22 protein-coding genes are annotated in these 23,469 nt (G+C 65.4%); 13 read left to right on the forward strand and 9 right to left on the reverse strand.

The genetic code is table 11. From position 1 onward, the window contains the following. Positions 1 to 62 precede the first annotated feature (62 nt). The 7 genes from PDM28_RS02200 to hglS all read left to right on the forward strand — a co-directional run bounded on the left by PDM28_RS02200 (position 63) and on the right by hglS (position 6,124). A complete protein-coding gene (locus PDM28_RS02200) occupies positions 63 to 1,511 on the forward strand; it encodes a serine hydrolase (protein ID WP_311183638.1) in 1,449 nt (482 codons plus the stop codon). Then, positions 1,465 to 2,193 carry a M15 family metallopeptidase gene (locus PDM28_RS02205; RefSeq protein ID WP_311183639.1) on the forward strand — a complete coding sequence of 243 codons (729 nt, stop codon included), beginning with the start codon at positions 1,465 to 1,467 and terminating at the stop codon, positions 2,191 to 2,193. Before PDM28_RS02200 ends, PDM28_RS02205 begins: the two co-directional genes overlap by 47 nt. Before the next feature lie 43 nt (positions 2,194 to 2,236). Then, a complete protein-coding gene (locus PDM28_RS02210; RefSeq protein ID WP_311183641.1) occupies positions 2,237 to 2,614 on the forward strand; it encodes a hypothetical protein in 378 nt (125 codons plus the stop codon). 218 nt (positions 2,615 to 2,832) lie between these two features. Continuing rightward, positions 2,833 to 3,246, forward strand: coding sequence for an EF-hand domain-containing protein (locus PDM28_RS02215; protein ID WP_102946612.1), 414 nt, complete (start codon positions 2,833 to 2,835; stop codon positions 3,244 to 3,246). A 108-nt stretch (positions 3,247 to 3,354) separates the two neighbouring features. Continuing rightward, positions 3,355 to 4,104: an HAD family hydrolase gene (locus PDM28_RS02220; protein ID WP_311183644.1), complete on the forward strand. Its 750-nt coding sequence runs from the start codon at positions 3,355 to 3,357 to the stop codon at positions 4,102 to 4,104. A 4-nt stretch (positions 4,105 to 4,108) separates the two neighbouring features. Continuing rightward, a complete protein-coding gene (locus tag PDM28_RS02225; RefSeq protein ID WP_311183645.1) occupies positions 4,109 to 4,663 on the forward strand; it encodes a hypothetical protein in 555 nt (184 codons plus the stop codon). Positions 4,664 to 4,756: 93 nt separating this feature from the next. Next, complete coding sequence (gene hglS, locus PDM28_RS02230; RefSeq protein WP_311183647.1) at positions 4,757 to 6,124, forward strand: 2-oxoadipate dioxygenase/decarboxylase HglS; 1,368 nt, start codon at positions 4,757 to 4,759, stop codon at positions 6,122 to 6,124. Positions 6,125 to 6,182: 58 nt separating this feature from the next. On the opposite strand, the gene scpC is transcribed toward hglS, so the two are convergent. Next, on the reverse strand, positions 6,183 to 7,697 hold the full coding sequence (gene scpC / locus PDM28_RS02235) for a succinyl-CoA:acetate CoA-transferase ScpC (RefSeq protein ID WP_311183648.1): 1,515 nt from the start codon (positions 7,695 to 7,697) through the stop codon (positions 6,183 to 6,185). Between the two features lie 421 nt (positions 7,698 to 8,118). On the opposite strand from scpC, the gene glnE reads away from it, so the two are divergent. Further along, positions 8,119 to 10,941 (forward strand): bifunctional [glutamate--ammonia ligase]-adenylyl-L-tyrosine phosphorylase/[glutamate--ammonia-ligase] adenylyltransferase, encoded by a 2,823-nt coding sequence (glnE, locus tag PDM28_RS02240; protein ID WP_311183649.1) that lies wholly within the window; start codon positions 8,119 to 8,121, stop codon positions 10,939 to 10,941. 307 nt (positions 10,942 to 11,248) lie between these two features. On the opposite strand, the gene PDM28_RS02245 is transcribed toward glnE, so the two are convergent. From PDM28_RS02245 to PDM28_RS02265, 5 genes are all read right to left on the reverse strand, one after another. Continuing rightward, positions 11,249 to 11,803: a queuosine precursor transporter gene (locus PDM28_RS02245; protein ID WP_070209397.1), complete on the reverse strand. Its 555-nt coding sequence runs from the start codon at positions 11,801 to 11,803 to the stop codon at positions 11,249 to 11,251. A 78-nt stretch (positions 11,804 to 11,881) separates the two neighbouring features. Next, complete coding sequence (locus PDM28_RS02250; protein WP_311183650.1) at positions 11,882 to 12,400, reverse strand: hypothetical protein; 519 nt, start codon at positions 12,398 to 12,400, stop codon at positions 11,882 to 11,884. A 52-nt stretch (positions 12,401 to 12,452) separates the two neighbouring features. Beyond that, on the reverse strand, positions 12,453 to 13,322 hold the full coding sequence (locus PDM28_RS02255) for a DUF2145 domain-containing protein (protein WP_311183652.1): 870 nt from the start codon (positions 13,320 to 13,322) through the stop codon (positions 12,453 to 12,455). 120 nt (positions 13,323 to 13,442) lie between these two features. After that, positions 13,443 to 13,604, reverse strand: a complete 162-nt coding sequence (locus PDM28_RS02260; protein WP_311183654.1) for a hypothetical protein — start codon at positions 13,602 to 13,604, stop codon at positions 13,443 to 13,445. Positions 13,605 to 13,733: 129 nt separating this feature from the next. After that, the gene (locus PDM28_RS02265; RefSeq protein WP_311183655.1) at positions 13,734 to 14,705 is read right to left on the reverse strand and encodes a mitochondrial fission ELM1 family protein; all 972 of its coding nucleotides are present in this window, start codon (positions 14,703 to 14,705) and stop codon (positions 13,734 to 13,736) included. Positions 14,706 to 14,843: 138 nt separating this feature from the next. Between PDM28_RS02265 and PDM28_RS02270 the strand changes: the two genes are divergently transcribed. Together PDM28_RS02270 and PDM28_RS02275 are read left to right on the forward strand one after the other, a co-directional pair. Next, positions 14,844 to 15,434 carry a malonic semialdehyde reductase gene (locus PDM28_RS02270; RefSeq protein WP_102946604.1) on the forward strand — a complete coding sequence of 197 codons (591 nt, stop codon included), beginning with the start codon at positions 14,844 to 14,846 and terminating at the stop codon, positions 15,432 to 15,434. A gap of 84 nt (positions 15,435 to 15,518) precedes the next feature. Further along, on the forward strand, positions 15,519 to 16,232 hold the full coding sequence (locus PDM28_RS02275) for a YceI family protein (RefSeq protein WP_311183657.1): 714 nt from the start codon (positions 15,519 to 15,521) through the stop codon (positions 16,230 to 16,232). 68 nt (positions 16,233 to 16,300) lie between these two features. Here the strand turns inward: PDM28_RS02275 and PDM28_RS02280 are convergent, their stop codons facing one another. The 3 genes from PDM28_RS02280 to PDM28_RS02290 all read right to left on the reverse strand — a co-directional run bounded on the left by PDM28_RS02280 (position 16,301) and on the right by PDM28_RS02290 (position 18,123). After that, a complete protein-coding gene (locus PDM28_RS02280) occupies positions 16,301 to 16,717 on the reverse strand; it encodes a hypothetical protein (RefSeq protein ID WP_311183658.1) in 417 nt (138 codons plus the stop codon). A gap of 45 nt (positions 16,718 to 16,762) precedes the next feature. Next, positions 16,763 to 17,557, reverse strand: coding sequence for a siderophore-interacting protein (locus PDM28_RS02285; protein ID WP_311183660.1), 795 nt, complete (start codon positions 17,555 to 17,557; stop codon positions 16,763 to 16,765). A gap of 83 nt (positions 17,558 to 17,640) precedes the next feature. Beyond that, positions 17,641 to 18,123: a PadR family transcriptional regulator gene (locus PDM28_RS02290; protein ID WP_311183662.1), complete on the reverse strand. Its 483-nt coding sequence runs from the start codon at positions 18,121 to 18,123 to the stop codon at positions 17,641 to 17,643. Positions 18,124 to 18,440: 317 nt separating this feature from the next. Here PDM28_RS02290 and aceE point away from each other — a divergent pair, with 317 nt between their 5' ends. The 3 genes from aceE to PDM28_RS02305 all read left to right on the forward strand — a co-directional run bounded on the left by aceE (position 18,441) and on the right by PDM28_RS02305 (position 22,966). Then, positions 18,441 to 21,128, forward strand: coding sequence for a pyruvate dehydrogenase (acetyl-transferring), homodimeric type (gene aceE / locus PDM28_RS02295; RefSeq protein WP_102946599.1), 2,688 nt, complete (start codon positions 18,441 to 18,443; stop codon positions 21,126 to 21,128). A gap of 66 nt (positions 21,129 to 21,194) precedes the next feature. After that, positions 21,195 to 22,355 (forward strand): AAA family ATPase, encoded by a 1,161-nt coding sequence (locus PDM28_RS02300; RefSeq protein WP_311183664.1) that lies wholly within the window; start codon positions 21,195 to 21,197, stop codon positions 22,353 to 22,355. A 281-nt stretch (positions 22,356 to 22,636) separates the two neighbouring features. Continuing rightward, entirely contained in the window at positions 22,637 to 22,966 is a 330-nt protein-coding gene (locus PDM28_RS02305; RefSeq protein ID WP_311183666.1) for a hypothetical protein, read from the forward strand. Positions 22,967 to 23,469 lie beyond the last annotated feature (503 nt).

Here is a 23,469-nt window from a genome sequence, read left to right on the forward strand (position 1 = left end):
GTACCGCCGGGCCGCAGGACACGCTGCGGCCCGGCATCTTCTCCGTTCTGGAATCACCGGACATGCCCGCGCTCCGCCCCCTGCTGCTGACCGTTGCACTGGCCGCGTCACTGCCCGCAGCGGCGGCCGAATCGCCTGCGTTTGCGCCCATGCTAGACAGCACCGTCGAGCAGTACCGCCTGCCTGGCATCGCCATGGCCGTGGTGGAGAACGGCGAGGTCGTGTTCAGCGGCACGCGCGGCAAACGCGGCGAAGCCATCACCCCCGACACGCATTTCAGGATCGCATCCAACAGCAAGTCCATGACCGCCGCCGTACTCGCACGGCTGGTCGACCGTGGCCGGCTGGCCTGGGACGACCCGGTCATCCAGCACCTGCCGCAGTTCCGCATGTTCGACCCGTGGGTCACCGAACACATGCAGGTGCGCGACCTGCTCATCCACAACAGCGGCCTGGGCCTGGGCGCAGGCGACCTGATGCTGTGGCCCGCGCCCAACCAGTACACCCGCGCCGACATCATCGCCGGGCTGGCCCACCTCAAGCCGGTCACCAGCTTCCGCAGCGGCTACGCCTACGACAACCTGATGTACGTGGTGGCCGGCGAAGTGGCCGCCGCGGCCGGAGGCAAGCCGATCGACCAGCTGCTGCACGACGAAGTGTTCGCACCGCTGGGCATGGCCGGATGCCAGGCGCCCGCCGAGCTCACTTCGCTGGCCGCAGGCGGCATCCGCTGCAGCCTGCGCGACATGACCCGCTGGATGCAGGTGCTGTTGGATCCCACGCTGGTGCCCGGCTGGCTCAGCGACACCCAGCGCCGCGCGCTGTGGACCGCGCACATGCCGATGCCGCTGGGCGAACGCCAGCGTGCCTGGGACAACGCGCACTTCTCCGCCTATGGCTACGGCTGGCGTTTGTCGGACCTGGATGGGCAGTGGAAGGTCGCGCATACCGGCACGCTGTCGGGCAGCTATTCCTCGCTGGCGTTGTTGCCGGACAGGAAGGTAGGCGTGGTGATCCTGATCGACGGCGAAGGCGAGGACGCGCGCACCGTGCTGATGCAGGCGGCGCTGAAGCAGTACACCGCCCCGGAGCAGAAGCAGACGGTGGCCGCGTATGCCGCGCAGTTGAAGGCCGAGCAGGCCAACCGCCGCAACGCAGGCCATGTACGCCCAAACACGGATGGGCGTTCCCCGGTAGAGCCACGCCCTGCGTGGCTGCGCGGTGCCACCGGCCTCTACCGCGACCCCTGGCTCGGCCAGGCCCGCCTCTGCCCTGAAAGCGACCGCCTCCGCTTCACCGTCGACAAATCGCCCACCCTGCGCGGCACCGTCATGCAGCTCGACACCCGCTGGCTGGTGCAGTGGGATACCCTCGGGGCGGACGCCGAACCCTGGCTGCAGGTTACGCCGGGCACCCCGCCCGCGCTCACCCTGCGCGCGATCGATCCGGACATCGACTTCAGCTATGACTTCCAGGACCTGCATTTCACCCGCATCGGCGACTGCCCTTAGCCTTCTGCTGGCGCTCGCAACCCCGTTGGCGCACGCCCAACCGGTCACCATCGCCCTGGTACGCACCACCGACCAGGCCGGCCTGGTCGACATCCGCACCCTCGCGCCGGACATCCAGCTCGACATGCGCTACGCCACGGCCAACAACTTCACTGGCCGCCCGGTTCCCGGCTACGACGCACCGAATTGCTACCTGCTGCGCCCGGCCGCCGCCGCGCTGGCCAAGGTGGAAGCCGACCTGCGCGAACGCGGCTACGGCCTGCAGCTGTTCGACTGCTACCGCCCCGCGCAGTCGGTGCGCGCCTTCGTCGACTGGGCCAACGACCCGCTGGAGCAGTCGCGCAAGGCCACCCAGTACCCCAGCCTGGAAAAGCCCGCGCTGCTGGGCGAGTACATCGCCGAAACCTCCGGCCACAGCCGCGGCGCCACCGTCGACCTGGGCCTGCTCGACTGCCGCCGCGACCCCTGCACGCCGGTCGACATGGGCACCGACTTCGACTTCTTCGGCCCGCGTGCGCATACCGACGCGCCCGACGTCACCCCCGCCCAGCACCAGAACCGGCACACGCTGCTGCAGGCCATGCAACGCCGGGGCTTCGCCAACTACCCACAGGAGTGGTGGCACTTCACGCTCAGCCCGGAGCCGGCCCCCGGTACCGCCTACGACGTGCCGGTGCGCTGAGCCGCGCCGCTACAATGCGCGCTCACCGAACCTGTGGACCACGATGAACCTGCCGCTGCACTTTGGATTGCTGGGCACGCTGGAAGCCGGCCTGATCTCCCTGCTGGTCGGCCTGCTGGTGTACGCGCTGTGGCACCGGGTGTGCCGCTGGGCCGGCTGGAGCATGGGCTACGCCATTGGCTGGTCCTGCGTCATGGCCGTGGTGATCTCGGCCGGCATCGACGCATGGAAGCTGTTCTACATGGGCATCGTGCGGCTGGAGTCGCCGTTCTTCGCGCGCATGTACCTCGCCACCATCCATGACCCCAACGAATTGGGCTCCCGCGTGGTGATCGAAGTGGCCGGTGCACTCTTCGGTGTTGCATTGGGCTGGCTTTTGTTCAGTTCGCGCTCAGGCGAAAAAAACGCCAGCGAAAGCTGAGTTTTCGTTCGTATCCGGTTAAATCCGGCGCGATTGAATGGGCGTCTTACCAATCGCTCACCTGTGCATAACCACCCGGGTAACCGAGCACTGCGCGCATGTGGTTAAGACCGCGTGCGCACGCCGATTCGGGCGCAAGATCGATTCACAAACGGGCTGGCAGTGTGGGGCCGTGCGGAAACAACAGCCGCGCAACATCCCTCAAGGAGACCACCCAGATGACTATTCGCAACCGCAAGCCCCTGATCGCCCTGATGATCGCCGCAGGCAGTGTGCTGGCCATTCCGGCGATGGCCCAGACCGCCCAGCAGAGTGCAGCGCAGGCCCAGACCCAGGCCGCGCAGGCCCAGCAGTCGGCGGCCCAGGCGAGCGACGCGGCTGACGCGGCAACCGGCGCGGCCGCCCAGGCCTCGCAGGCCAGTGGCGGTGGTGGCCAGACGTGGGCCAGTGTCGACACCGACGGTGACGGTGCCATCAGCAAGACCGAGGCCCAGGTGAACGCCGGCCTTGCCCAGGTGTTCGACCAGGCCGACACCAACAAGGACGGCAAGCTTACGCCGGACGAGTACAAGGCCTACGTGGCCGCCCAGCAGGGTGCCGCCGGCGGTGGCAACGCCGCCCCGGGCCGCTGATCAAGAGGATCCACGCGCAACTGGCCTGAAACCGCCGGACAACGGTGGATGGCCCCGGAAGGGCGGCTTCGGCCGCCCTTCCTTCTGCCCGCTTGGTATCCTTGGCCGATGATGACCTCCATGCCCACGCCCAACGGCGCCATCGGTCTGGTCGGTTTTGACGGTGACGACACGCTGTGGAAGAGCGAGGACTATTACCGCAAGGCCGAGCAGGATTATCTCGACATCCTGTCGCGCTACATCGACGTGCACGACACCGCCACCGCGCGCCACCTGCTGGAAGTGCAGCAGCGCAACCTCGGCGTGTTCGGCTACGGCGTCAAGGGCATGACCCTGTCGATGCTGGAAGCGGCCATCGAGATCACCGAAAAGAACATTGCCGCACGCGACCTGCAGCTGATCCTGGACATCGGCCATGACACCCTGCGCCACCCGGTCGAACTGATCGACGGCGTGCGCGAGTCGGTGGCCGAAATCGCGCGCGACTACCCGGTGGTGCTGATCACCAAGGGCGACCTGTTCCACCAGGAAGCCAAGATCAAGGTTGCCAACCTGCGCGACCTGTTCCCGCGCATCGAGATCGTGTCCGAGAAGGACCCGGAAACGTATGCCCGCGTGCTGGAAGAATTCGACCTGCCGATGGAGCGCTTCGTCATGGTCGGCAACTCGCTGCGGTCGGACATCGAGCCGGTGGTCACCCTTGGCGGCTGGGGCATCCATACCCCGTATGCCGTGACCTGGGCGCATGAAACCCAGCATGGCGTGGCCGACGACGAGCCGCGCATGGTCGAAGCGCCCACCGCATTCGACTGGCCGCAGGCCCTGCGCGCCATCGAAGCCAAGGCCGCCGGCGGCTGAGCCGGTGAAGCGCCTGCGCCCGCTGCTGGTTGCACTGCTGCTGTGGCTGCCGTTGCTGGCCGCCGCGCAGCAGAGCGCAGACGAATCCGCCGCGTATCGCGTCGACACGGGCGATACGTGGGTGGACACCCAGCTGCAGGACATCAACTACTACGCCGAGCGCTACCCGGAGAGTTTCCTCGACGAGGTCGCGCGTTACGGCGGCATATCGCGTGACTACATCGCCGCGTTGTTCTACACCCACAACTGGCAGGCCGGCGACATCTACTTCGCCTGCTTCTGGGCCAAGGCCATCGAGCATTCCTGCCGCGACAGCGTAAAGGCCTGGTCGCGCGCCGTACCGGAAGAGGGCGAGCCCAAGCGCTGGGCCGACGTCGTCGCCAGCCTGCCCACGAAGCCCACCAACCAGCACTGGCGCACCCTGCGCCACGCCATCGTCGCCAGCCACGACCACTGGGATCGCCCGGTCACCCTGGACGCCACCCTGAAAAGCCAGCTCGGCGACCGCGCCCAGCGCGATCGTGCCGCAGCAAACGCCGAGGTCAAGCGCGCCCGGTAACGGCGCAATGCTGCTCTGCACCTCGCCGCCCACCCCGGCCGTGCGCGACAATGCCGGATTGCTGTTCCCCCGTGATCCGTTGCCGAGTACGTAATGAGCGCCGACCGTTTCGTTTCACCCGACGATATCCGCAGCCTGTTCGCCCAGGCCATGTCCACCATGTACCGCACCGAAGTGCCGCTGTACGGCACCCTGGTCGACCTGGTGGCCGAGATCAACGACGCCGTCCTGACCGACAACCCGGCGCTGGCCGAGCAGCTCGAACGCAATGACGAACGCGCCCGTCTGGCGCAGGAACGCCACGGCGCCATCCGCGTCGGCACGGCCGAAGAACTCGCCACCCTGGGCCGCCTGTTCGCGGTGATGGGCATGTACCCGATCGGCTACTACGACCTTTCCGTCGCCGGCGTGCCCGTGCATTCCACTGCATTCCGCCCGCGCACCGCCTCGGCGCTGGCGGCCAATCCGTTCCGTGTGTTCACCTCGTTGCTGCGCCTGGAACTGATCGAAGACACCGCCCTGCGCGAAGAGTCCGCGCGCATCCTCGCGCGCCGCCGCATCTTCACCGACGAAGCCCTGGCCCTGATCGACCAGGCCGAACGCGAAGGCGGCCTGGACCAGAACGACGCCCGCCGCTTCGTGCTCGCCGCGCTGGAAACCTTCCGCTGGCACAGCGACGCCACCGTCTCGCTGCCCACCTACCAGGCGCTGAGCAACGCGCACCGGCTGGTGGCCGACGTGGTCAGCTTCCGTGGCCCGCACATCAACCACCTCACCCCGCGCACGCTGGACATCGACGCCGCCCAGGCCGGCATGCTCGCGCGCGGCATCGACGCCAAGGCCGTGGTCGAAGGCCCGCCGCCGCGCCGCTGCCCGATCCTGCTGCGCCAGACCAGTTTCAAGGCGCTCGAAGAAACCGTGAACTTCCCGGACGGCGAGGGTGGTGACGCCGGCACCCATACCGCGCGCTTCGGCGAGATCGAACAGCGCGGCCTTGCCCTCACCCCCAAGGGCCGCGCGCTGTACGACCAGTTGCTGGCGCAGGCGCGCGACGCCGGTGGCGCTGGCAGTACCGGGCAGGATTACTCCACCCGGCTGGCCGCAGCATTTACTGGCTTCCCGGACGACCACGACACCCTGCGCCGCGAGGGACTGGGCTACTACCGCTACGCGCTCACCGAAGCTGGCCGCAACGACCGTGCCGCGGTGGCCGACCTGCCGGCCGAAGCGCTGGTCAGCGCCGGCCTGGCCAGCGCCGATCCGATCGTCTATGAGGATTTCCTGCCGGTCAGTGCCGCAGGCATTTTCCAGTCGAACCTGGGCGGCGAAGAGCAACGCGCCTATGCCGCGCATTCCAACCGCGATGCATTCGAGAAAGCACTGGGGATGCAGGTGGAAGACGAGTTCGCCATCTACGAACGCCTGCAGCAGGAATCGCTGGACAGCCTGCGCGTCGGTTGATCGATCGCGAGGAACAAAAAAAACGCCGGGAATTCCCGGCGTTTTTCGTTGCATCACATCACACCTTCATCGTGCCGGTATCCAGCCACCGCTGGTGCCAGGACAACGCTTCCGGCAACAGGTGCGGGGTGTGCTTGCCGTAACTATCGCGGCTCGCCCGCTCGAAATAATCGTTCAACTGGTCGCGGAACTCCGGGTGCGCGCAGTTGTCGATCACCACCCGCGCGCGCTTGCGCGGCGTCAACCCGCGCAGATCCGCCAACCCCTGTTCGGTCACGATCACCGACACATCGTGTTCGGTGTGGTCCACATGGCTCACCATCGGCACGATCGCCGAAATGGTGCCGTTCTTCGCCGTTGAAGGGCTCAGGAATGCGGACAGGAACCCATTGCGCGCGAAATCACCCGAACCGCCAATGCCGTTCATGATCCGCGTGCCCATCACGTGGGTGGAATTGACGTTGCCGTACAGATCCACCTCGATCATCCCGTTCATGCCGATGCAGCCCAGGCGGCGCACCAGCTCCGGATGGTTCGAGATCTCCTGCGTGCGCATGATGATGCGCTCGCGGTAGAAGTCGATGTTCTCCTTGAACGTCTCATTGGCCTGCGGGCTCAGCGCGAACCCGGTGCACGAGGCATAGCTCAGCACCCCGTCGCGCAGCAGGTCCAGCATGCCGTCCTGGATCACCTCGGTGAACGCGCTCAGGTCGCGGAACCCGCTCTTGCCCAGCCCAGCCAGCACCGCGTTAGGAATATTGCCCACGCCGCTCTGCAGCGGCAGCAGGTTGGCCGGCAGGCGGCCGCGCGCCACTTCGTGTTTCAGGAAGTCGATCAGGTGCGCGGCAATCTGCTCGCTGGTGGTATCGATCGGGCTGAACGGGCTGTTGCGGTCCGGCCCGTTGGTGCGCACCACCGCCACGATCTTGTCCGGATCGCAGCGCAGCGAGGTCTCGCCGATGCGGTCGTTGCCGTGCACCAGCGGAATCGGCTTGCGGTGCGGCGGCAGTGCGGTGCCGTAGTAAATGTCGTGCATGCCGTCCACGCCGGCCGGCTGCCAGTCATTGACCTCGACGATCACTTTCTTGGCCAGGTCCAGCCAGGTCTTGTTGTTGCCTACCGACGTGGAAGGCACCAGCGAACCGTCTTCACGGATCGCCGAAACCTCGATCACCGCCGTATCGATCTCGCCATAGAACCCGAACCACACATGCTGGGCCACGTGGCTGAGGTGGATGTCGATGTAATCGAGCAGGCCGGCATTGATGCGGTTGCGCGCATCCGGGTCGCTCTGGAACGGCATGCGCATCGCGATGCCATCGGCCTTGGCCAGCGCACCGTCCAGTTCCGGCGCGGTGGACGCGCCGGTCATCAGGCTGATCTGGAAGGGCAGGTTGTCGGCGTGGAACGCCTCGATGCGCTGCGCCAGCGCCACCGGCACCGCCTTGGGGTAGCCCGAGCCGGTGAAACCGCTCATGGCCACCGTTTCGCCGGGCTGGATCAGCGCGGCGGCGGCTTCGGCAGATACGACGCGATCGCGCAGACGCGCGTTGGCAATGCGATCAACGGACATGACGACCAGGTATTTCGTGGGGGAGTTCATTATCCGCCATCGCATCGGCCTCCCGGCTGCGACCAAGGTGGAATGGTGTTCCCGGGTTATGTGAGGTGCTATTCAGGTAAATGGGGGCTTCTGTACCCATGAGTATTGTTTTGCAGTGCAGCGTGCAAGTTATTCGCGGAGCCTAGAAGATCGCCCTGCATCCCGACGTGGGGGAGGGAGCAGAGCCCGCTGACAGTTCGCTGTTAGCGGGCTTTTTATTGCCTGAGATTTGGGGATGGCGCCCGGGGCCGGCACCGCGGGGACACGCATGGCGTGTCACTACGCGGCCGCCGGGTATCCCGGATCGCCGCAACGCGTAGCGACACGCCATGCGTGTCCCACGGAACGGGTCACCGTCCGACACGTCCACGGCCCCATGCATAATCCCTGCATGCCGATCCCCGCCGATGCCGTCCCCGCCGCCCTCGTCCCCCTGGTCGACCGCGCGCTCGCCCGCCTTGCGCTCAGCCTGAACGACTCAGGTTCCTGGCCGCCACCGGAACCCGTGCTGGCCCAGCTCCGGCTGCTGGCCATCACCAGCGACTTCGCCATCGACACCCTGTGCCGGCAACCGGCACTTCTGTCGCATCTGACCCAAAACGACTGCCCGCCGCTGCCGCTCCCGGAACTGGATCCCCAGCAACCCGCTGACTGGCCGGTGCGCCTGCGCCGTTACCGCACCGCCTGCTCAACGCGCCTGATCTGGCGCGACCTGGCCGGCTTGGACGACGTCCCCGCCACCTTGGCCGGCGCCACCCGCCTGGCCGAGGAATGCCTCGCTCTGGCCCTGGCCGCGCTCGAGCAGGAATTCGCCACCCGCCATGGCGTGGTCCGCGCCGCCGACGGCAGCGCCCAGCAGCTGGTGGTGTTCGGCCTCGGCAAGCTCGGCGGGGGCGAACTCAACTTCAGCTCCGACGTCGACCTGGTCTACGCCTACCCCCAAGGCGGCGAATCCGACGGCCCGCGCCCGCTCGCCGCCGAGGAATACTTCGCCCGCCTCGGCCAGCGCCTGGCCCGCCTGCTCGACGAAACCACCGTGGACGGCTTCAGCCACCGCGTCGACCTGCGCCTGCGCCCGTTCGGCAGCGCCGGCCGCGTTGCGCTCTCGTTCGCCGGCATGGACCAGTACTTCCAGCGCGAAGGCCGCGACTGGGAACGCTACGCGTGGCTCAAGGCGCGCGCCGTGGCCGGCGACATCGCCGCCGGCGAAGCCTGGCTGCAGACCCTGCGCCCGTTCGTGTACCGCCGCTACCTCGACTTCACCGCACTCGACGGCCTGCGCGAAATGAAAGCGGCCATCACCGCCGAAGTCTCGCGCCGCGACATGTTCGACGACATCAAGCGCGGCCCCGGCGGCATCCGCGAAATCGAATTCCTTTCCCAGGCCCTGCAGCTCATCCGCGGCGGCCGCGAAGCCAGCCTGCGCGAGCGCCGCCTGCTGCACGCATTGCCCGCACTGGTGGCCTGCGGCCAGATGGCCCCGCAGGACGGCGAGGATCTGTTGCACGCCTACGGCTTCCTGCGCCGGCTGGAAAACCGCCTGCAGATGCTGCGCGATGCCCAGACCCACGCGCTGCCCACCGACCCCACCGACCGCCTGCGCATCGCCTGTGGCCTCGGCTACGCCGACTGGGACGCATTGGTCGCTGCGCTCGACGTACAGCGCGACCGCGTCAGCACCGAGTTCGGCGCACTGCTCGCCCCGCGCGCCGGCCAGGCCGCGCCGGACGCACTGGCCAACTACTGGCGCGGCCTGCCCGACGGCGGCAGCGCCGAGGTGCTCGCCGAAGCCGGCTTTCACGACCCCGCCGGCGCCGACCAGTCCCTGCGCGACTTCGCCCAGTCGCTCGGCGTGAAGTCGCTCTCCGACGGCGCCCGCGCGCGGCTGGACCGCGTGCTGCCCGCGCTGCTGCACGCCGCCACCCGCTCCCCGCAGCCCGACGCCGCGCTCAAGCGCGTACTCGGCCTGCTGCAAGCAGTCCTGCGCCGCACCAGTTACCTCGCCCTGCTCGACGAACAGCCCAGCGCGCTGGCCCGGCTGGTCGACGTGCTCGCCCGCAGCGCGCTGCTGGCCGAGCGCATCGCCGCCTACCCGCTGCTGCTGGACGAACTGCTCGACGTCCGCGTCTCCGGCCCGATGCCCGACGCCGAGACCATGCAGGCCGAGTGCGATGCCGCGCTGGCGGTGGACGATCCCGAAGCTGCCCTGCGCATCCTCAACGAAACTCGCCTCGCACTCAGCTTCCGCATGGCTTTGGCCGCGCTGGACGGCCGCCAGCGCGCCGTGGACAGCACCCGCGAACTGGCCCAGCTTGCGCAGGGGGTGGTGGTCACCGCATTGGCCATGGCCGACGCTGACATGCGCCGCGCGCATGGCGAAGTACCGGGCGGGCGGTTCGCCATCATCGGCTACGGCAGTTTGGGTGGTCTCGAACTGGGCTTTGGTTCCGACCTCGACCTCGTGTTCCTGCACGACCACCCGGCCGACCAGGACAGCAGCAACGGCGCGCGCCCGCTCGACCCCGGTCGCTGGTACGCGCGGCTGGCGCAGAAGGTGATGGCACTGCTCGGCGCCGTCACCGCTGCCGGTCGCCTGTACGACATCGACGTGCGTCTGCGCCCGGACGGCGGCAAGGGCTCGCTGGTGTCTTCGCTGGCCAGCTACACCGAATACCAGCGCGAGCGCGCCTGGACCTGGGAACATCAGGCACTGGTACGCGCACGCGGCATCGCCGGCGACGCCAGCCTGCTCAGCGACTTCGAACAGATCCGCGCCACCACGTTGGCGCGTCCGCGCGAGCGCGACGTGCTGTACGCAGACGTGGTGAAGATGCGCGGCCGCATGCGCACCGAACTGGACCGCAGCGACGCCGCGCGCTGGGACCTGAAGCAGGGCGCAGGCGGCATTGTCGATCTTGAATTCCTGCTGCAGACCGGCGTGCTCGACAGCGCCGGCAGCAACCCGCAGGTGCTGGAACCGCGCGACACGCCCAGCCTGATCGACGCGCTGGCAGCGATAGCCTGGTTGCCCGGCGGCACAAGCGAGGCCTTGCATGAAGCGCATGCCGCGCTGCTGGATGTAGGTTTGGCCTGCACGCTGGATCGAAGGCCGAGGTTGGCGGTCCCCACGCCGGCGTTGGAAGAAGCGCAGCGGGTGATTACAGCCGCGTGCGAAGCAGCGGAATTGCCGTTCGGACCAGCACCGGCGCAATGACGCGCCGGTGTATGCACGGGATGGCACCGACGCAATGACATGCCGACGCATGCATTGGGCGGAACCGATGCAATGACATGCCGACGCACGCATTGGTAGGGTCGGTTCCCAAACGACCGCCGATAACGGTGCCGGGTTCTGTAACGCATGAACCCAGAATCGGAACCGCGCCTCTGTTCGCAGGTCATGCCTTCCCGAACGTGGACAACGTCCGTGCGGTCGACTGGGGTGCGACCCTACCGATAATTTCCGGAATTCCAGATTTTCCGGGTGCCCAGAACCGGCGAATCGGCCATGGGCGATTCCGTCACGCCACCCGCGGCGCCATCTTCCACAACAACGCGCGGAACGGCGCCAGCAGGAACACGCCGATCGCCAGCTTCACCGCCAGATCGCCCGCGGCCCAACTCACCCACGGCAGACTGGACCCGGCAAACGCGATGCTCCAGAAAATGGTCGTATCCAACGTCGCACTACACGTCGTCGCCACCATCGGCGCCCGCCACCAATGCCCACGGCGCAGCCGGTCGAACACGGTGATATCCAGCAGCTGCGCGGCAATGAACGCCAGGCACGACGCCACCGCAATGCGCGGCGTGGCGATCCAGAAACTCAGCACCACCGCCAGCGCAAACCCCGCCCACGCCACCCGCCGCGCCGCAGCCGGCCCAAACCGGCGGTTGATCAGGTTGCTCACCAGGAACGCCACCGGGTAGCTGAAGGCGCCCCAGGTCAGCCAGTCGTTGATCGGGTACTGCACCAGCACGTTCGACCCCAGCACCACCGCGCCCATGGCCAGCACCGCCAGCAGCAGCGAGCGGGCGGTCAACGGGGCGAACACGATTGCAGGGCGCGCGGTCATGGCGAACCAGTGGGGTAGACAGGGAAGCGGCGGATTATCCCGGCTCGGGGCGGCCGCAGCCACCCCGCAGCCGTTCAGTCACCAGCGTTCACTCAGGTTGCTCGCCGCCGCATCGGTGGTCGGCATGAACGCCAGCGCCGCGCCCTTGGCGTCGGCCACCATCCAGCCGGAGCCGGTCTCGGTGGGCGTGAAAGCCAGCACGTCGCCCTGTTTCACCGCTGGCGCGGCCGTGTCCGCAGGCGCCGGCCACTGCACCACGGCCAGGTCATTGGGGGCCTCCGGGTTCTGCAGCGAGACCTTGCAGCCGCCGTCGGGCTGCTGTTCCACCTTCTCCACCGTCAGCGGCGGCAGTGGCCCGGCCTTGGTGCCCGCCTTGCCGCCGCCTTCGTGCTTGCCCTTGTTGCGCCGCTCGGAGCCCTTGGCCGAGCCCTCGAAGCCGGCCACCGTCAGCCAGATCGGCGCGGTGATCACCGCCACGCTCAGCACCGAGCCCACCATGCCGTAGCTCACCGATTGCTCGGTGGAGTCCTGCGCGGCCACCGGCGAACTGGCCATGACCATCGTCAACGCCGCTGCCAGGATCGAAAAACGCTTCATGCCAACTCCTTCTGGATAGGCAGCACCGGCGCTGTGCCGGTGCCGCGAAAAGTCACTGCGGCTTAGGTGCCGACATCCCTGCCACCGGCACATGCGCCACGCTCAGTTCCTGCGCCAGCACCTTACGCTTCTGCAGGAAGTCGAACACCGATTCCACCGTCACTACCGAATAATTCCCGGAAATCCGCTCACTTGCGGGATGGTCGGTGGTGGCGGCATTGGCCGCAAAGAAGCGCGCACCCAGCCGCTTGCCCACGCCGATGTGCAGCGAGCTCGGTTCGTACATCTGTTCCTTCAACCACGTCTGCACCTGCGCACGGCGCACCAGCAGCGTGCCGTCGCGCGACTGCGCAATCGCAGCAGCCAGCACCTCCAGCACCCACTGGTTGGAGTTCTGGTACTCGTCGCTGAACGGGTAGGCCACCACGCTGTAGCGCGGCTCGTGCAGCGCCTTGGCCTGGATGCCCGGCGCAGTGAGCATGGTCTTCAACGCCGCGCGCACTGCAGGCGTGGGCACGCCCACACGCAGGTCGGTATGCGACCCGGTTTCGCCGATGAAGTTGCTCAACCCTTCGCGGAACAGCGTGGACTGTGGCGACTTGCAGTGGTTGAGCAGGTGCACCGTGCGCCAGCTGCCATCGTCTTCGCGCACCGCGAAGGCCAGGTGGCTGTGGCGCAGGCCGTACTTGCTGAGGTCCTGCCCGCCGCGCGCGAGGATCACCACGTCTACGTCGTCGAGCGCTTCCAGCGCCTCATCGGCGCGAAGCGCGACGTCGAACATGGCCGCCAGGGAGGCCGGGGTAGGGTGGCGCTCCACGCATTCGTGTTGGGACTGGGCGTGGGCGGCGGGGGCGGCCAGCAACAACGCGGTGAACAGCAGCGCGGCGGACAGGCGGGGTGAAGCGGGGCGGGGCACATCCATGCGTGGGGTTCTCCTGCGGCGCGTGCCGCTGACGCATCATAGCTTCGTCTGGCATTTTGCCGACCAGCGGTCGGCACTACCGGTGTGGTCCGATCGACCGGATGTTTGCAGGGCCCGCCGTTATCGGCTCAGCTCGCGCGCGCAGGCATCACTCACGGGTGCGGGCTCGTTCTCCGGCGGCCAGTGTTCCTTCTTCTGCTGGTCCGTACGCGGCGGCTGGTTGCGGTATGCGGTCAGCTCCTTGTGGCAGCTCCACGACACCGCGTCCTGCCCGGTCGGCATGCTCGAGCATCCAGCCAAGACCACGGCCATCAAGATCAACACAGCACTACGCATACGCACGCTCCTTCCCTGGTGAGCCCCGAACATAACGGCAACCCACCACCGAAGGTACCCAATCCACGCGCGCCGTTAAGCCGGGATACCCAATGCCGCCTTCACCTGCGCCGCCACCCGCGTGGTCTCACGCAGCGGTTCAATCGCCCCGGGCGTAGCCCAATCCAACCACCGCGACTGCAACCGCCCGCGCGCATGCAGCGCCTGCTGGAACGTCACCATCCGCCCCTGCGCTTGCTTTTCCAGCGCCACCGCCACCGGCAACCGCGTGCCGCAGGCTTCAGACAGCAGGTTCACCGAATCCGGCGACACCACCACCCGGTCCGCCCAGCCCAGCAGCCCCGCGTACGGGTTCACCCCGTCGCCGCCGTCGCCCCAGATCACTCCGGGCACATCGGCGAACGCACTGCGCAGCGCCCCCACCAACGCCGGCGGCGTACGCCGCGAGGTAGTCGCCAGCAAACTGCCACCTTCCGCACGCAACTGCGCAGCCACCTGCTGGAACACCTTCACCATGTCCGGCTCATGCCACGGCGCATGCGGGGTCGGCCCACCCACCAGCAACGCCGTACGCGGCCCCTGCAGCTCGCCGAAGCTGGCGAACGCCGCACGCCCCAGCGAAAGCCAGTCGTCATCCACCGGGTTAAGACTGCCCAGCAGGGTCAGCACGTTGCTGCCGCGCAGGCGGTCGTGTTCGGGCACCACCAACAGGTCCCAATGGCGCGTGCCCAGGCGCGGGTCCAGGATCTGCACCACCTTGCTGCCCCGCCGGCGCAGTTCGCGCAGCGCTCCGGCCGCCTGCCGGCCACAGCCCACCGCCAGCTCCGGCGGTTGCGCAGCCAATGTTGCAAATGCCTCGCCATAGCCACCGGCCATCCCCGGCAACCAGCGCGGCGCCACCCATTTCCACGGCGCGCGCGGCTCCAGCACCAGCGGCCGGTGGGCCCCCAGCTTCAGTGCCGTGGCCAGCGCCACCGCCTGCCGCACATTGCCGGCACGGCCGTCAGTGATCGTCCAGGGCGGACTCCATCGTTTCACGTGTGGCATTAATTCGTTTCAGCCAAGCTGGGTGTTGCAACAGTCGCGACACTCTACACTGCCAGCCTTCGCCGACCGCGCAGCGCTCTGCAAAAGGTAGCGCACGGCCAGCGGGATTCCTTCTTCATCCGTGTTTCCGGAGGCTTCATGTCCAACGTGCTCAACGATGCTGCGCTCGACCAGTTGTTCCGTACCGCCCGTACCCAGAATGCCTTCCTCGACAAGCCGGTTGAAGACAGCCAGCTCAAGGCCCTGTACGAACTGGTGAAGTGGGGCCCCACGGCCGCCAACTCGAGCCCGGCGCGTTTCGTGTTCGTGAAGTCGGCCGAAGCCAAGGCCAAGCTGGCCCCGGCGCTGTCCGAAGGCAACCATGACAAGACCCTGGCCGCCCCGGTCACCGTCATCATCGGTTTCGACGAAGACTTCCACGAAAAGCTGCCGTACCTGTTCCCGCACACCGACGCCAAGGCCTGGTTCGAAGGCCCGCGTGAAGGCCGTCGCGAGTCCGCGTTCCGCAATGGCAGCCTGCAGGGCGCCTACCTGATCCTGGCCGCCCGCGCGCTGGGCCTGGACGCCGGCCCGATGAGCGGCTTCGACCCGGCCAAGGTGGACGAGGCCTTCTTCAAGGGCACCACCATCAAGTCGAATTTCCTGGTCAATCTGGGTTACGGTGATTCTTCGGGCCTGTTCCCGCGGCTGCCTCGCCTGGCCTTCGACGAAGCTGCCCGCATCGAATAAGCGTTTCCGCCGGACTGGCCCGTCCGTGCGGACGGGCTGTTGCATCACTTTTCCTTTTCCCTACGAATGCGAGAGAGATCTGCCATGACCGTTACCCGCAAACTGCTCCTGCTCCTGCCGCTGGCCCTGACCCTGGCCATCGCCGCCTGCTCCAAGCCGGCTGAAGAAACCGCTGCCCCCGCTGCGGACGCCACCCCGGCTGCTGCCGCCACCGCACCGGCCGACGCCGCTGCCGCCCCGGCCGCCGCCCCGGCTGCCGAAGCCATCCAGATCGCCTCGGGCACCTACAAGCTCGACCCGAGCCACACCGACGTGCTGGCCCAGTGGAGCCACTTCGGCTTCTCGCACCCGACCGCGCACTTCGGCAACGTTGAAGGCACCCTGGTGTACGACTCGGCCGACGTGACCAAGAGCACCCTGGAAGTGAAGCTGCCGCTGAGCGGCCTGAACAGCTTCACCGCCAAGTTCGACGAACACCTGCGCAGCGCCGACTTCTTCGACGCCGCCAAGTTCCCGGCTGCCACCTTCAAGAGCACCAAGGTTGAAGCCGCCGGCACCAACAAGCTGACCGTCACCGGCGACCTGACCATCAAGGACATCACCAAGCCGGTGACCCTGGATGTGACCGTCAACGCCGGCGGCGAGCACCCGATGGCCAAGGTTCCGGCCGCTGGTTTCGACGCCACCACCACCCTCAAGCGCAGCGATTTCGGCGTCGGCGCGTACGCCCCGAACGTCAGCGACGAAGTGAACATCCGCATCACCACCGAAGCCACCGGCGAAAAGCCGGCCGCGTAATTGGTTTGATGTGAAACGCAAAAATCCCGCCGAAAGGCGGGATTTTTGTTTGGATCATGCGGTGCGGATCAAACCGCCGCGATCTTCGCCAACCACCCACTCGCGAAATCCGTCGGCAACCGGCGCGCCGGTGCCACCAACGCGCTCTCACGCAGGAACGTGTGCGTGGCCTGGGTGAAATTCTGCCGCGCAATCAACGCCGCCTGCTTCACCGTCGCCTGCTGCTTGCGCAGCTGCACGATCTGCAGGCTCGGCTTACCCGGCAGCGCGTACTTCTGGTACCGGCGCAGCTCGTCGGCCACCAGGGTGATATCCGCATTGGCCTGCACCAGCGCCAGCTGCGCCTTGGCCAGCGGCAACACCGCCTCGCGCATCGGCGCCGTCGCCTGCGGGGCGGCGGTGGCCAGGGTGGCGTCCAGCGCGGGATCGGCGCGCTCCAGGCGCGCGATCAGGTCGGCCAGGGCCGGGAGAGAGGCAGGTTGCATCGTAGGGAAGTCGGGGAAAAGCGGGATTGTCGCACGGCCCCGACCTCAATCCCCCTCATGCTCCGGATGCGCCTTCCAATACCCCTTGGAGCGGATCCAATCCTTCGGCACCGCCAGGTGCCCCTCGATGTACTTGCGCATCATCCGCGCCCGGCGCGACTCGGTGGCGATCCAATAGAACGTGTCGCCCTCCGGCTCCTCGAAATCGGTCAACACATCCTCCAGCAGCGTGCTGGTAGCCGCATCGAACCCGTTCCGCTCCAGCCAGGACACCGAAATCCGCCCGTCCACCGGCAGCTCCTGCCGATCCTCCGCCTCCGGAATCTCGATATACACCTCCGCCCGCGCCTGCTCCGGCAGCGTCTCCAGCCAGCGGCCAATCGCCGGCAGCGCCGTCTCATCCCCAAACAGCACGTAGGTGTCGAAATCATCGGCGGTGATATGCGAGCCACGCGGCCCACCCACCGCAATCGCATCGCCCGGCTGCGCATTGGCCGCCCAGCGCGAGGCCACGCCATCACCGTGCATCACGAAGTCGATCGCCAGCTCGTTGCTTTCCAGGTCCCACCAGCGCGGCGTGTAGTCGCGGGCGGGCGAGGGCACCTGGCCCTCCGGGTAGCGCGGGCCTTCCGGGGTCATCGTCGGCACCACGAACTGGCCTTCCGCGTTCGGGAAGAACAGCTTCACGTGGTCATCGGGCGAGGGCGAATCGAAGCCCTCCAGCGCCTCGCCACCGATCACCACCCGGCACATGCACGGGCTGATCTCCTCGGTGCGCAGCACCTGCAGCGGGCGGAACTTCACGGTGTGGCGCACCAACTTGCTTTCATGCAGAGCCATGGGGGAATACCTGTTTTAAAGCCGCCGCAGCGGCGTAGGGGGGAAGACCTGGCTGGCAAACGCGGGCGGGGTCGAAGTAGGGGTCAACGGCCCTGCGCGCGGATCCGCGCAGCGGCCTCACTCAATGCCTGGGCCACAACAGCGGCGTTGTCGTCCTGCCACCGCGCGTGGTGCACGCCCAGCGCCTGTTTCAGCTCGCGCATCGCATCGCGCACCACCGGCGGCAGATTCGCCTTGGCGATCGCGCGCGCGCTGTGCCGCACCCGGTGCAGCGCCGCCTCCACCTCCTCACGCTGCGCCGCCAGCTCGGCCTGGCCCAGCGCAGTGAGCTGGTAGCGCTTGCGCCCGGCCTCCTCCAGCACGCTCACCCAGCCGGCCGCCTCGAACTGCGCCAGCACCGGGTAGATCGACCCCGCGCTGGGCGTATACACCTGCACGAACATCTCGCTGATGCCCTTGATCAGCTCATAGCCATGGCGCGGCTGCGCCGCCAGCAGCGAAAGCACCAGCAGGCGCAGGTCGCCGCGGCTGAGCGGGCGGGAGGTGGCAGGGCGCGAAGCAGTCATTTCGATATATCGAATCAAGTGCGCTAACGATATATCGAAAAGACCCGCCCCGCAAACGGCCCCCATCACCGTGACGCTCCATCCCCCACATGGAACGCTCCACGCCTTCCTGTCCCATCTGTCCCACGCAACACCCGCCGTTCCGCCCTCAAAACCCCATGAAACCCCGCGTCCCGCTGTCGCACCTTGTCCCGAAGACACAACGCCAGCACCTCCATACGCACCCGTAGCGAAGTAAGCAAACCCATTGGTGCGCTACACTTTGCGGCTAGAAATCTAAAACAGTCGCGCGCGTGCGTGCGGTAATGGGAGCGCTAATGAACTGGTTGAACGAGGTGCTGAACAACGACCCGAATCCTGTGGAAACCCAGGAATGGATCGAGTCGCTGAAGGCCGTTATTGATGTCGAGGGCCCTGAGCGCGCGCATCAGCTGTTGGAAGGCATGGTGGAACTGACCCGTCGTTCGGGTGCTTACCTGCCGTTCTCTCCCACCACCGAGTACGTGAACACCATCGCGCCGACCCTGGAGGCCAAGAGCCCGGGCAACGCCGAACTGGAATGGCGCATTCGTTCCATCATCCGCTGGAACGCCATGGCCACCGTGGTGCGCGCCAACCGCAAGCCGGGCGACCTGGGCGGCCACATCGCCAGCTTCGCCTCGGGCGCCACCCTGTACGACGTGGGCTTCAACCACTTCTGGCGCGCCCCCAGCGACAACCACCCCGGCGACCTGCTCTTCATCCAGGGCCACAGCGCCCCGGGCATCTATGCGCGTTCCTTCCTGGAAGGCCGCATCGACGAGCAGCAGCTGGACAAGTTCCGCATGGAAGTCGACGGCGGTGGCCTTTCCAGCTACCCGCACCCGTGGCTGATGCCGGACTACTGGCAGACCCCCACCGTCTCCATGGGCCTGGGCCCGCTCGCCGCCATCTACCAGGCGCAGTTCCTGCGTTACCTGGAAAACCGTGGCCTGATCGAGAAGTCCGACCGCAAGGTGTGGTGCTTCATCGGCGACGGCGAGTCCGACGAGCCGGAAACCCTCGGCGCCATCGCGCTGGCCGGCCGTGAAGGCCTGGACAACCTGATCTTCGTGGTGAACTGCAACCTGCAGCGCCTGGACGGTCCGGTGCGCGGCAACGGCAAGATCATCCAGGAACTGGAAGGCGTGTTCCGTGGCGGCGGCTGGAATGTCATCAAGCTGCTGTGGGGCGGTTACTGGGATGCCCTGCTGGCCAAGGACACCAACGGTGTGCTGCGCAAGCTGATGATGGAAACCGTCGACGGCGAATACCAGAACTGCAAGGCCTTCGGCGGCGCGTACACGCGCGAGCATTTCTTCGGCAAGTACCCGGAAACCGCCGCCATGGTGGCCGGTCTTTCCGACGACGACATCTGGCGCCTCAACCGTGGCGGCCACGACCCGCACAAGGTGTATGCCGCCTACCACGAAGCCGTGAACACCAAGGGCATGCCCACCGTGATCCTGGCCAAGACGGTCAAGGGCTACGGCATGGGCAGCGCCGGTGAAGCGCTCAACCCGACCCACCAGACCAAGAAGCTGGACGACGAAGCGGTGCGCCACTTCCGCGACCGCTTCAACATTCCGGTGACCGACGAGCAGCTCAAGGACGGCCAGGTGCCGTTCTACCACCCGGGCCCGGACTCGCCGGAAGTGAAGTACCTGCAGGAGCGTCGCGCCGCACTGGGCGGCTACCTGCCGCAGCGCCGCCGCAAGGCCACCAAGAGCTTCAACGCACCGAAGCTGGAAGCCTACGAGCGGCTGCTCAAGAGCAGCGGCGAGCGCAGCTACTCCACCACCATGGCCTTCGTGCAGAGCCTGAACATCACCCTGCGCGACAAGGAACTGGGCCCGCACATCGTGCCGATCGTGGCCGACGAAGCCCGTACCTTCGGCATGGAAGGCCTGTTCCGCCAGATCGGCATCTACGCGCCGTTCGGCCAGAAGTACAAGCCGGTCGACGCCGACCAGCTCATGTTCTACCGCGAAGACCAGAGCGGCCAGGTGCTGCAGCAGGGCATCAGCGAGCCGGGCGCCATCAGCTCCTGGATGGCTGCCGGTACCAGCTACTCGGTCTCCAACGTGCCGATGCTGCCGTTCTACATCTACTACAGCATGTTCGGCTTCCAGCGCGTGGGCGACATTGCCTGGCAGGCCGCCGACATGCGTACCCGCGGCTTCCTGCTCGGCGGCACCGCCGGCCGCACCACGCTGAACGGTGAAGGCCTGCAGCACGAAGATGGCCACAGCCATCTGGCTGCCGGTGGTATTCCGAACGTGCGCAGCTACGACCCGACCTTCGGTTTCGAAGTCACGGTGATCATGCAGCACGGCACCAAGGCCATGATGGAAGACCAGATTGATGAGTACTACTACATCACTCTGATGAACGAAAATTACACCCACCCGGAAATGCCGGAAGGCGCGGCCGAAGGCATCATCAAGGGCATGTACCTGCTCACCGATGCCGGCAAGCCGAAGAAGGGCGAGCTGCGCGTGCAGCTGATGGGTTCGGGCACCATCCTGCGCGAAGCCATTGAAGCGGCCGCGCTGCTGGAGAAGGACTTCGGCGTTACCGCCGACATCTGGAGCTGCCCGAGCTACAACGAACTGCGCCGCGATGGTTTCGACGCCGAACGTTGGAACCGCCTGCACCCGGAAGACACCCAGCGCAAGGCGTACGTGACCGAGCTGCTGGAAGACCGCCAGGGCCCGGTGATTGCCGCCACCGACTACGTGCGTGCGTATGCGGACCAGATCCGCGCGTTCGTGCCGGCTACGTTCACCGTGCTGGGTACCGATGGCTTCGGTCGTTCGGACACCCGTGCGAACCTGCGTCGCTTCTTCGAGGTCGACCGGTACTACATCGCGCATGCTGCGATTGCGGCGCTGGCGAAGGACGGGAAGATGACCGGTAAGGATGTCGCCCGGGCTATCAAGCAGTACAAGATTGATCCTGAGAAGGCTAATCCTGTCGGGGTTTGAAAGAGGAGTTGTAAAGTAAATAGAGGGGCGGCGTAAGCCGCCCCTTTCCTTAACGAGGGGGGGGACATGGACGTAATCGCAACTAGCTTCGGTCGGCTACAGCAATTCAACTGGCGACCTCAAGATTCGCTCACTGTGGTGGCTGGGGAAAACGGTAGTGGGAAAAGTCAGCTGCTGCGAAGTGTTGCACTTGACGGTCTTAACCATGGAAGCAGGGTGGTTGCTCTAGCTTGCTCGGTTCACGACAAGTTCGTCGGGCTTAAGATGGGGTCGTCTCACTATGCGCCCAACCGACGGGGGTCCAAGCCTGAGGCTGTTCTCAAAAACGCGATCATAGAAATTCAAAGTCGTGACGAACTTCAGCTCCGCACCTTGTCCCGTCTGCTTGAATACTGCAATTTCGACCCTGTCATAGGCGTGCGTGTAAGGTTCGATAGAGATAGGCTGTACGAGTCAGATGTCAGTACTCTCATTTCCCAAGAGCTGTCAGACTGGCGTAAGCGAGAGGACGCTCGGTCGCTCATTCACTTGCTCAGGGCGGGAGACTTCGGCGAAACGCAATGGGTGAATTTCGCAGGCAGCCATTACGAGTTCTCAGCTGAGCGTTCACTGATCAATATAGTGGCGATGGAGCGTCTTCTTGTTAAGGTGGGACTTATAGAGAGCATTTCCATCTCTCTCAGAAAGTCAGGCCGTGAGATACCTCTCCAGCAAGCTAGCTCGGGCGAACTGTCGCTGATCGCGTCCTTACTCTTCATCTCATCAAAAGTTAATGGCGCTGATCTGCTGCTAATCGACGAGCCAGAAAACAGCCTGCATCCCAGGTGGCAGCGAGACTACATTGATCTGATCGCTGCGGCAATTGGCTACTCAGACATCAGGGTGGTTATAGCAACTCATTCACCAATACTGGTTCTCTCCACCCTAAATACGACGATGTCGAAGAGAGTATTGGTTCTCTCGGATACATTCGAGGAGCGAGTTGAGCTGGAAATGTCCAGCCTCGAGGAAGTCCTGGCGGAGGTTTTCCACTCGTACACGCCGAGAAATACGTATCTGAGTTCAACTCTTGTCGAACTGATGGACAAATTTGAGGCTGGTCGAATTTCCAAGGCCGATGTGGCGAGTAAGCTTCAGGCAATTGATAAGTCTGGCGTAGACGATCGACAGAGGGATGCGCTTAATACTGTTTGGCAGGTTGTTCAGCGGAACGGGGGCAGATTGTGAGGTGTTATGAGCTGAACTTCACTTCGTTAGAGCTCCAACTGATTGATTCCGCCTGGGCCAATGGTGTTCTTGATTGGAGCTCTGCTGATCTACTTCCGGTGCGATCAAAAATTAGGCGGCTGCATCGTGCCATTCAGAACGACAGGTGCTGTTACTGTAGAAAGTGGTTCGCGGAGGATCACGCGCTTGCGGTCGATATCGAGCATATCCTTCCGAAGGCGAGATATAGGTCTCGTGCAATTATGCCAGTTAATTTAAGCGTGGCGTGCAAGAGATGCAACATGCTAATTAAGAGGGACAAGGTTGATTTTGTTATCGGATCGCTGGCTTTTGATTCTGATGACGATGTTGCGGACTCGTCCAGGTACACGATCATTCATCCAAATGTCGACTTGTACAGCCAGCATATTGCGGTCACTTTGGTCCTATTGGACGACAATACATTTGCGAGGTATACAATATTAAGAGAGTCGGCGAAGGGCGCGGCCACCGTTGACTTCTTCGAGCTCAGAACCTTGGAGAGGGATACCCTTAGCGAAATTCAAGGGCTCGCGAGTTCGAGTAGCGATGAAAGGGCAATCAGCATAAGGAAGATGCTCGGGGTCGCCTAGATCTAAGTTGTGGTGCCCTCGTGGACTAGAGCTAGTCAAAATTCATGCCGAGAGGTCGTCCATTTACCAGGGCAGTCTGAGTTCGAGTCGCACTCTGTTGTCCAAAAAGCGACCACTGGAGTGTGGAGAGGCAGCATCTCTTGAAGTACCAAGCAAGGCATGTAAGTCTCGCCCAAAGTCCAACAGTACCGAGAGGAATCCCGGTGAAGGATTACTAGAGCTTCCGCGCATATCATTAAGCTATACCCGACTTGGACGACTTTTCGCTACATTCGGAATGCGGGCGCCGATTCCTAAGCGTTTGCTAAACAGTAGTGCCGACGCCCCGGCTAGGTTTGAGTTGTACGCATGAGCTGAGATCTGAATTGAAGGAGTAATTATTCTTGGTTGACTGCTGCCCCTGATCATAGGGATCGTTCAAGTAGGCGCGTGGAAACTTGTGCCCTTACTCCCTCGTTCAAGATGCTAGAAGGCTTGTGTCAAGTAGAGCGCGTTCTTCTGCA

The sequence above is a fragment of the Stenotrophomonas aracearum genome (assembly GCF_031834615.1).
Classification (GTDB): domain Bacteria; phylum Pseudomonadota; class Gammaproteobacteria; order Xanthomonadales; family Xanthomonadaceae; genus Stenotrophomonas; species Stenotrophomonas aracearum.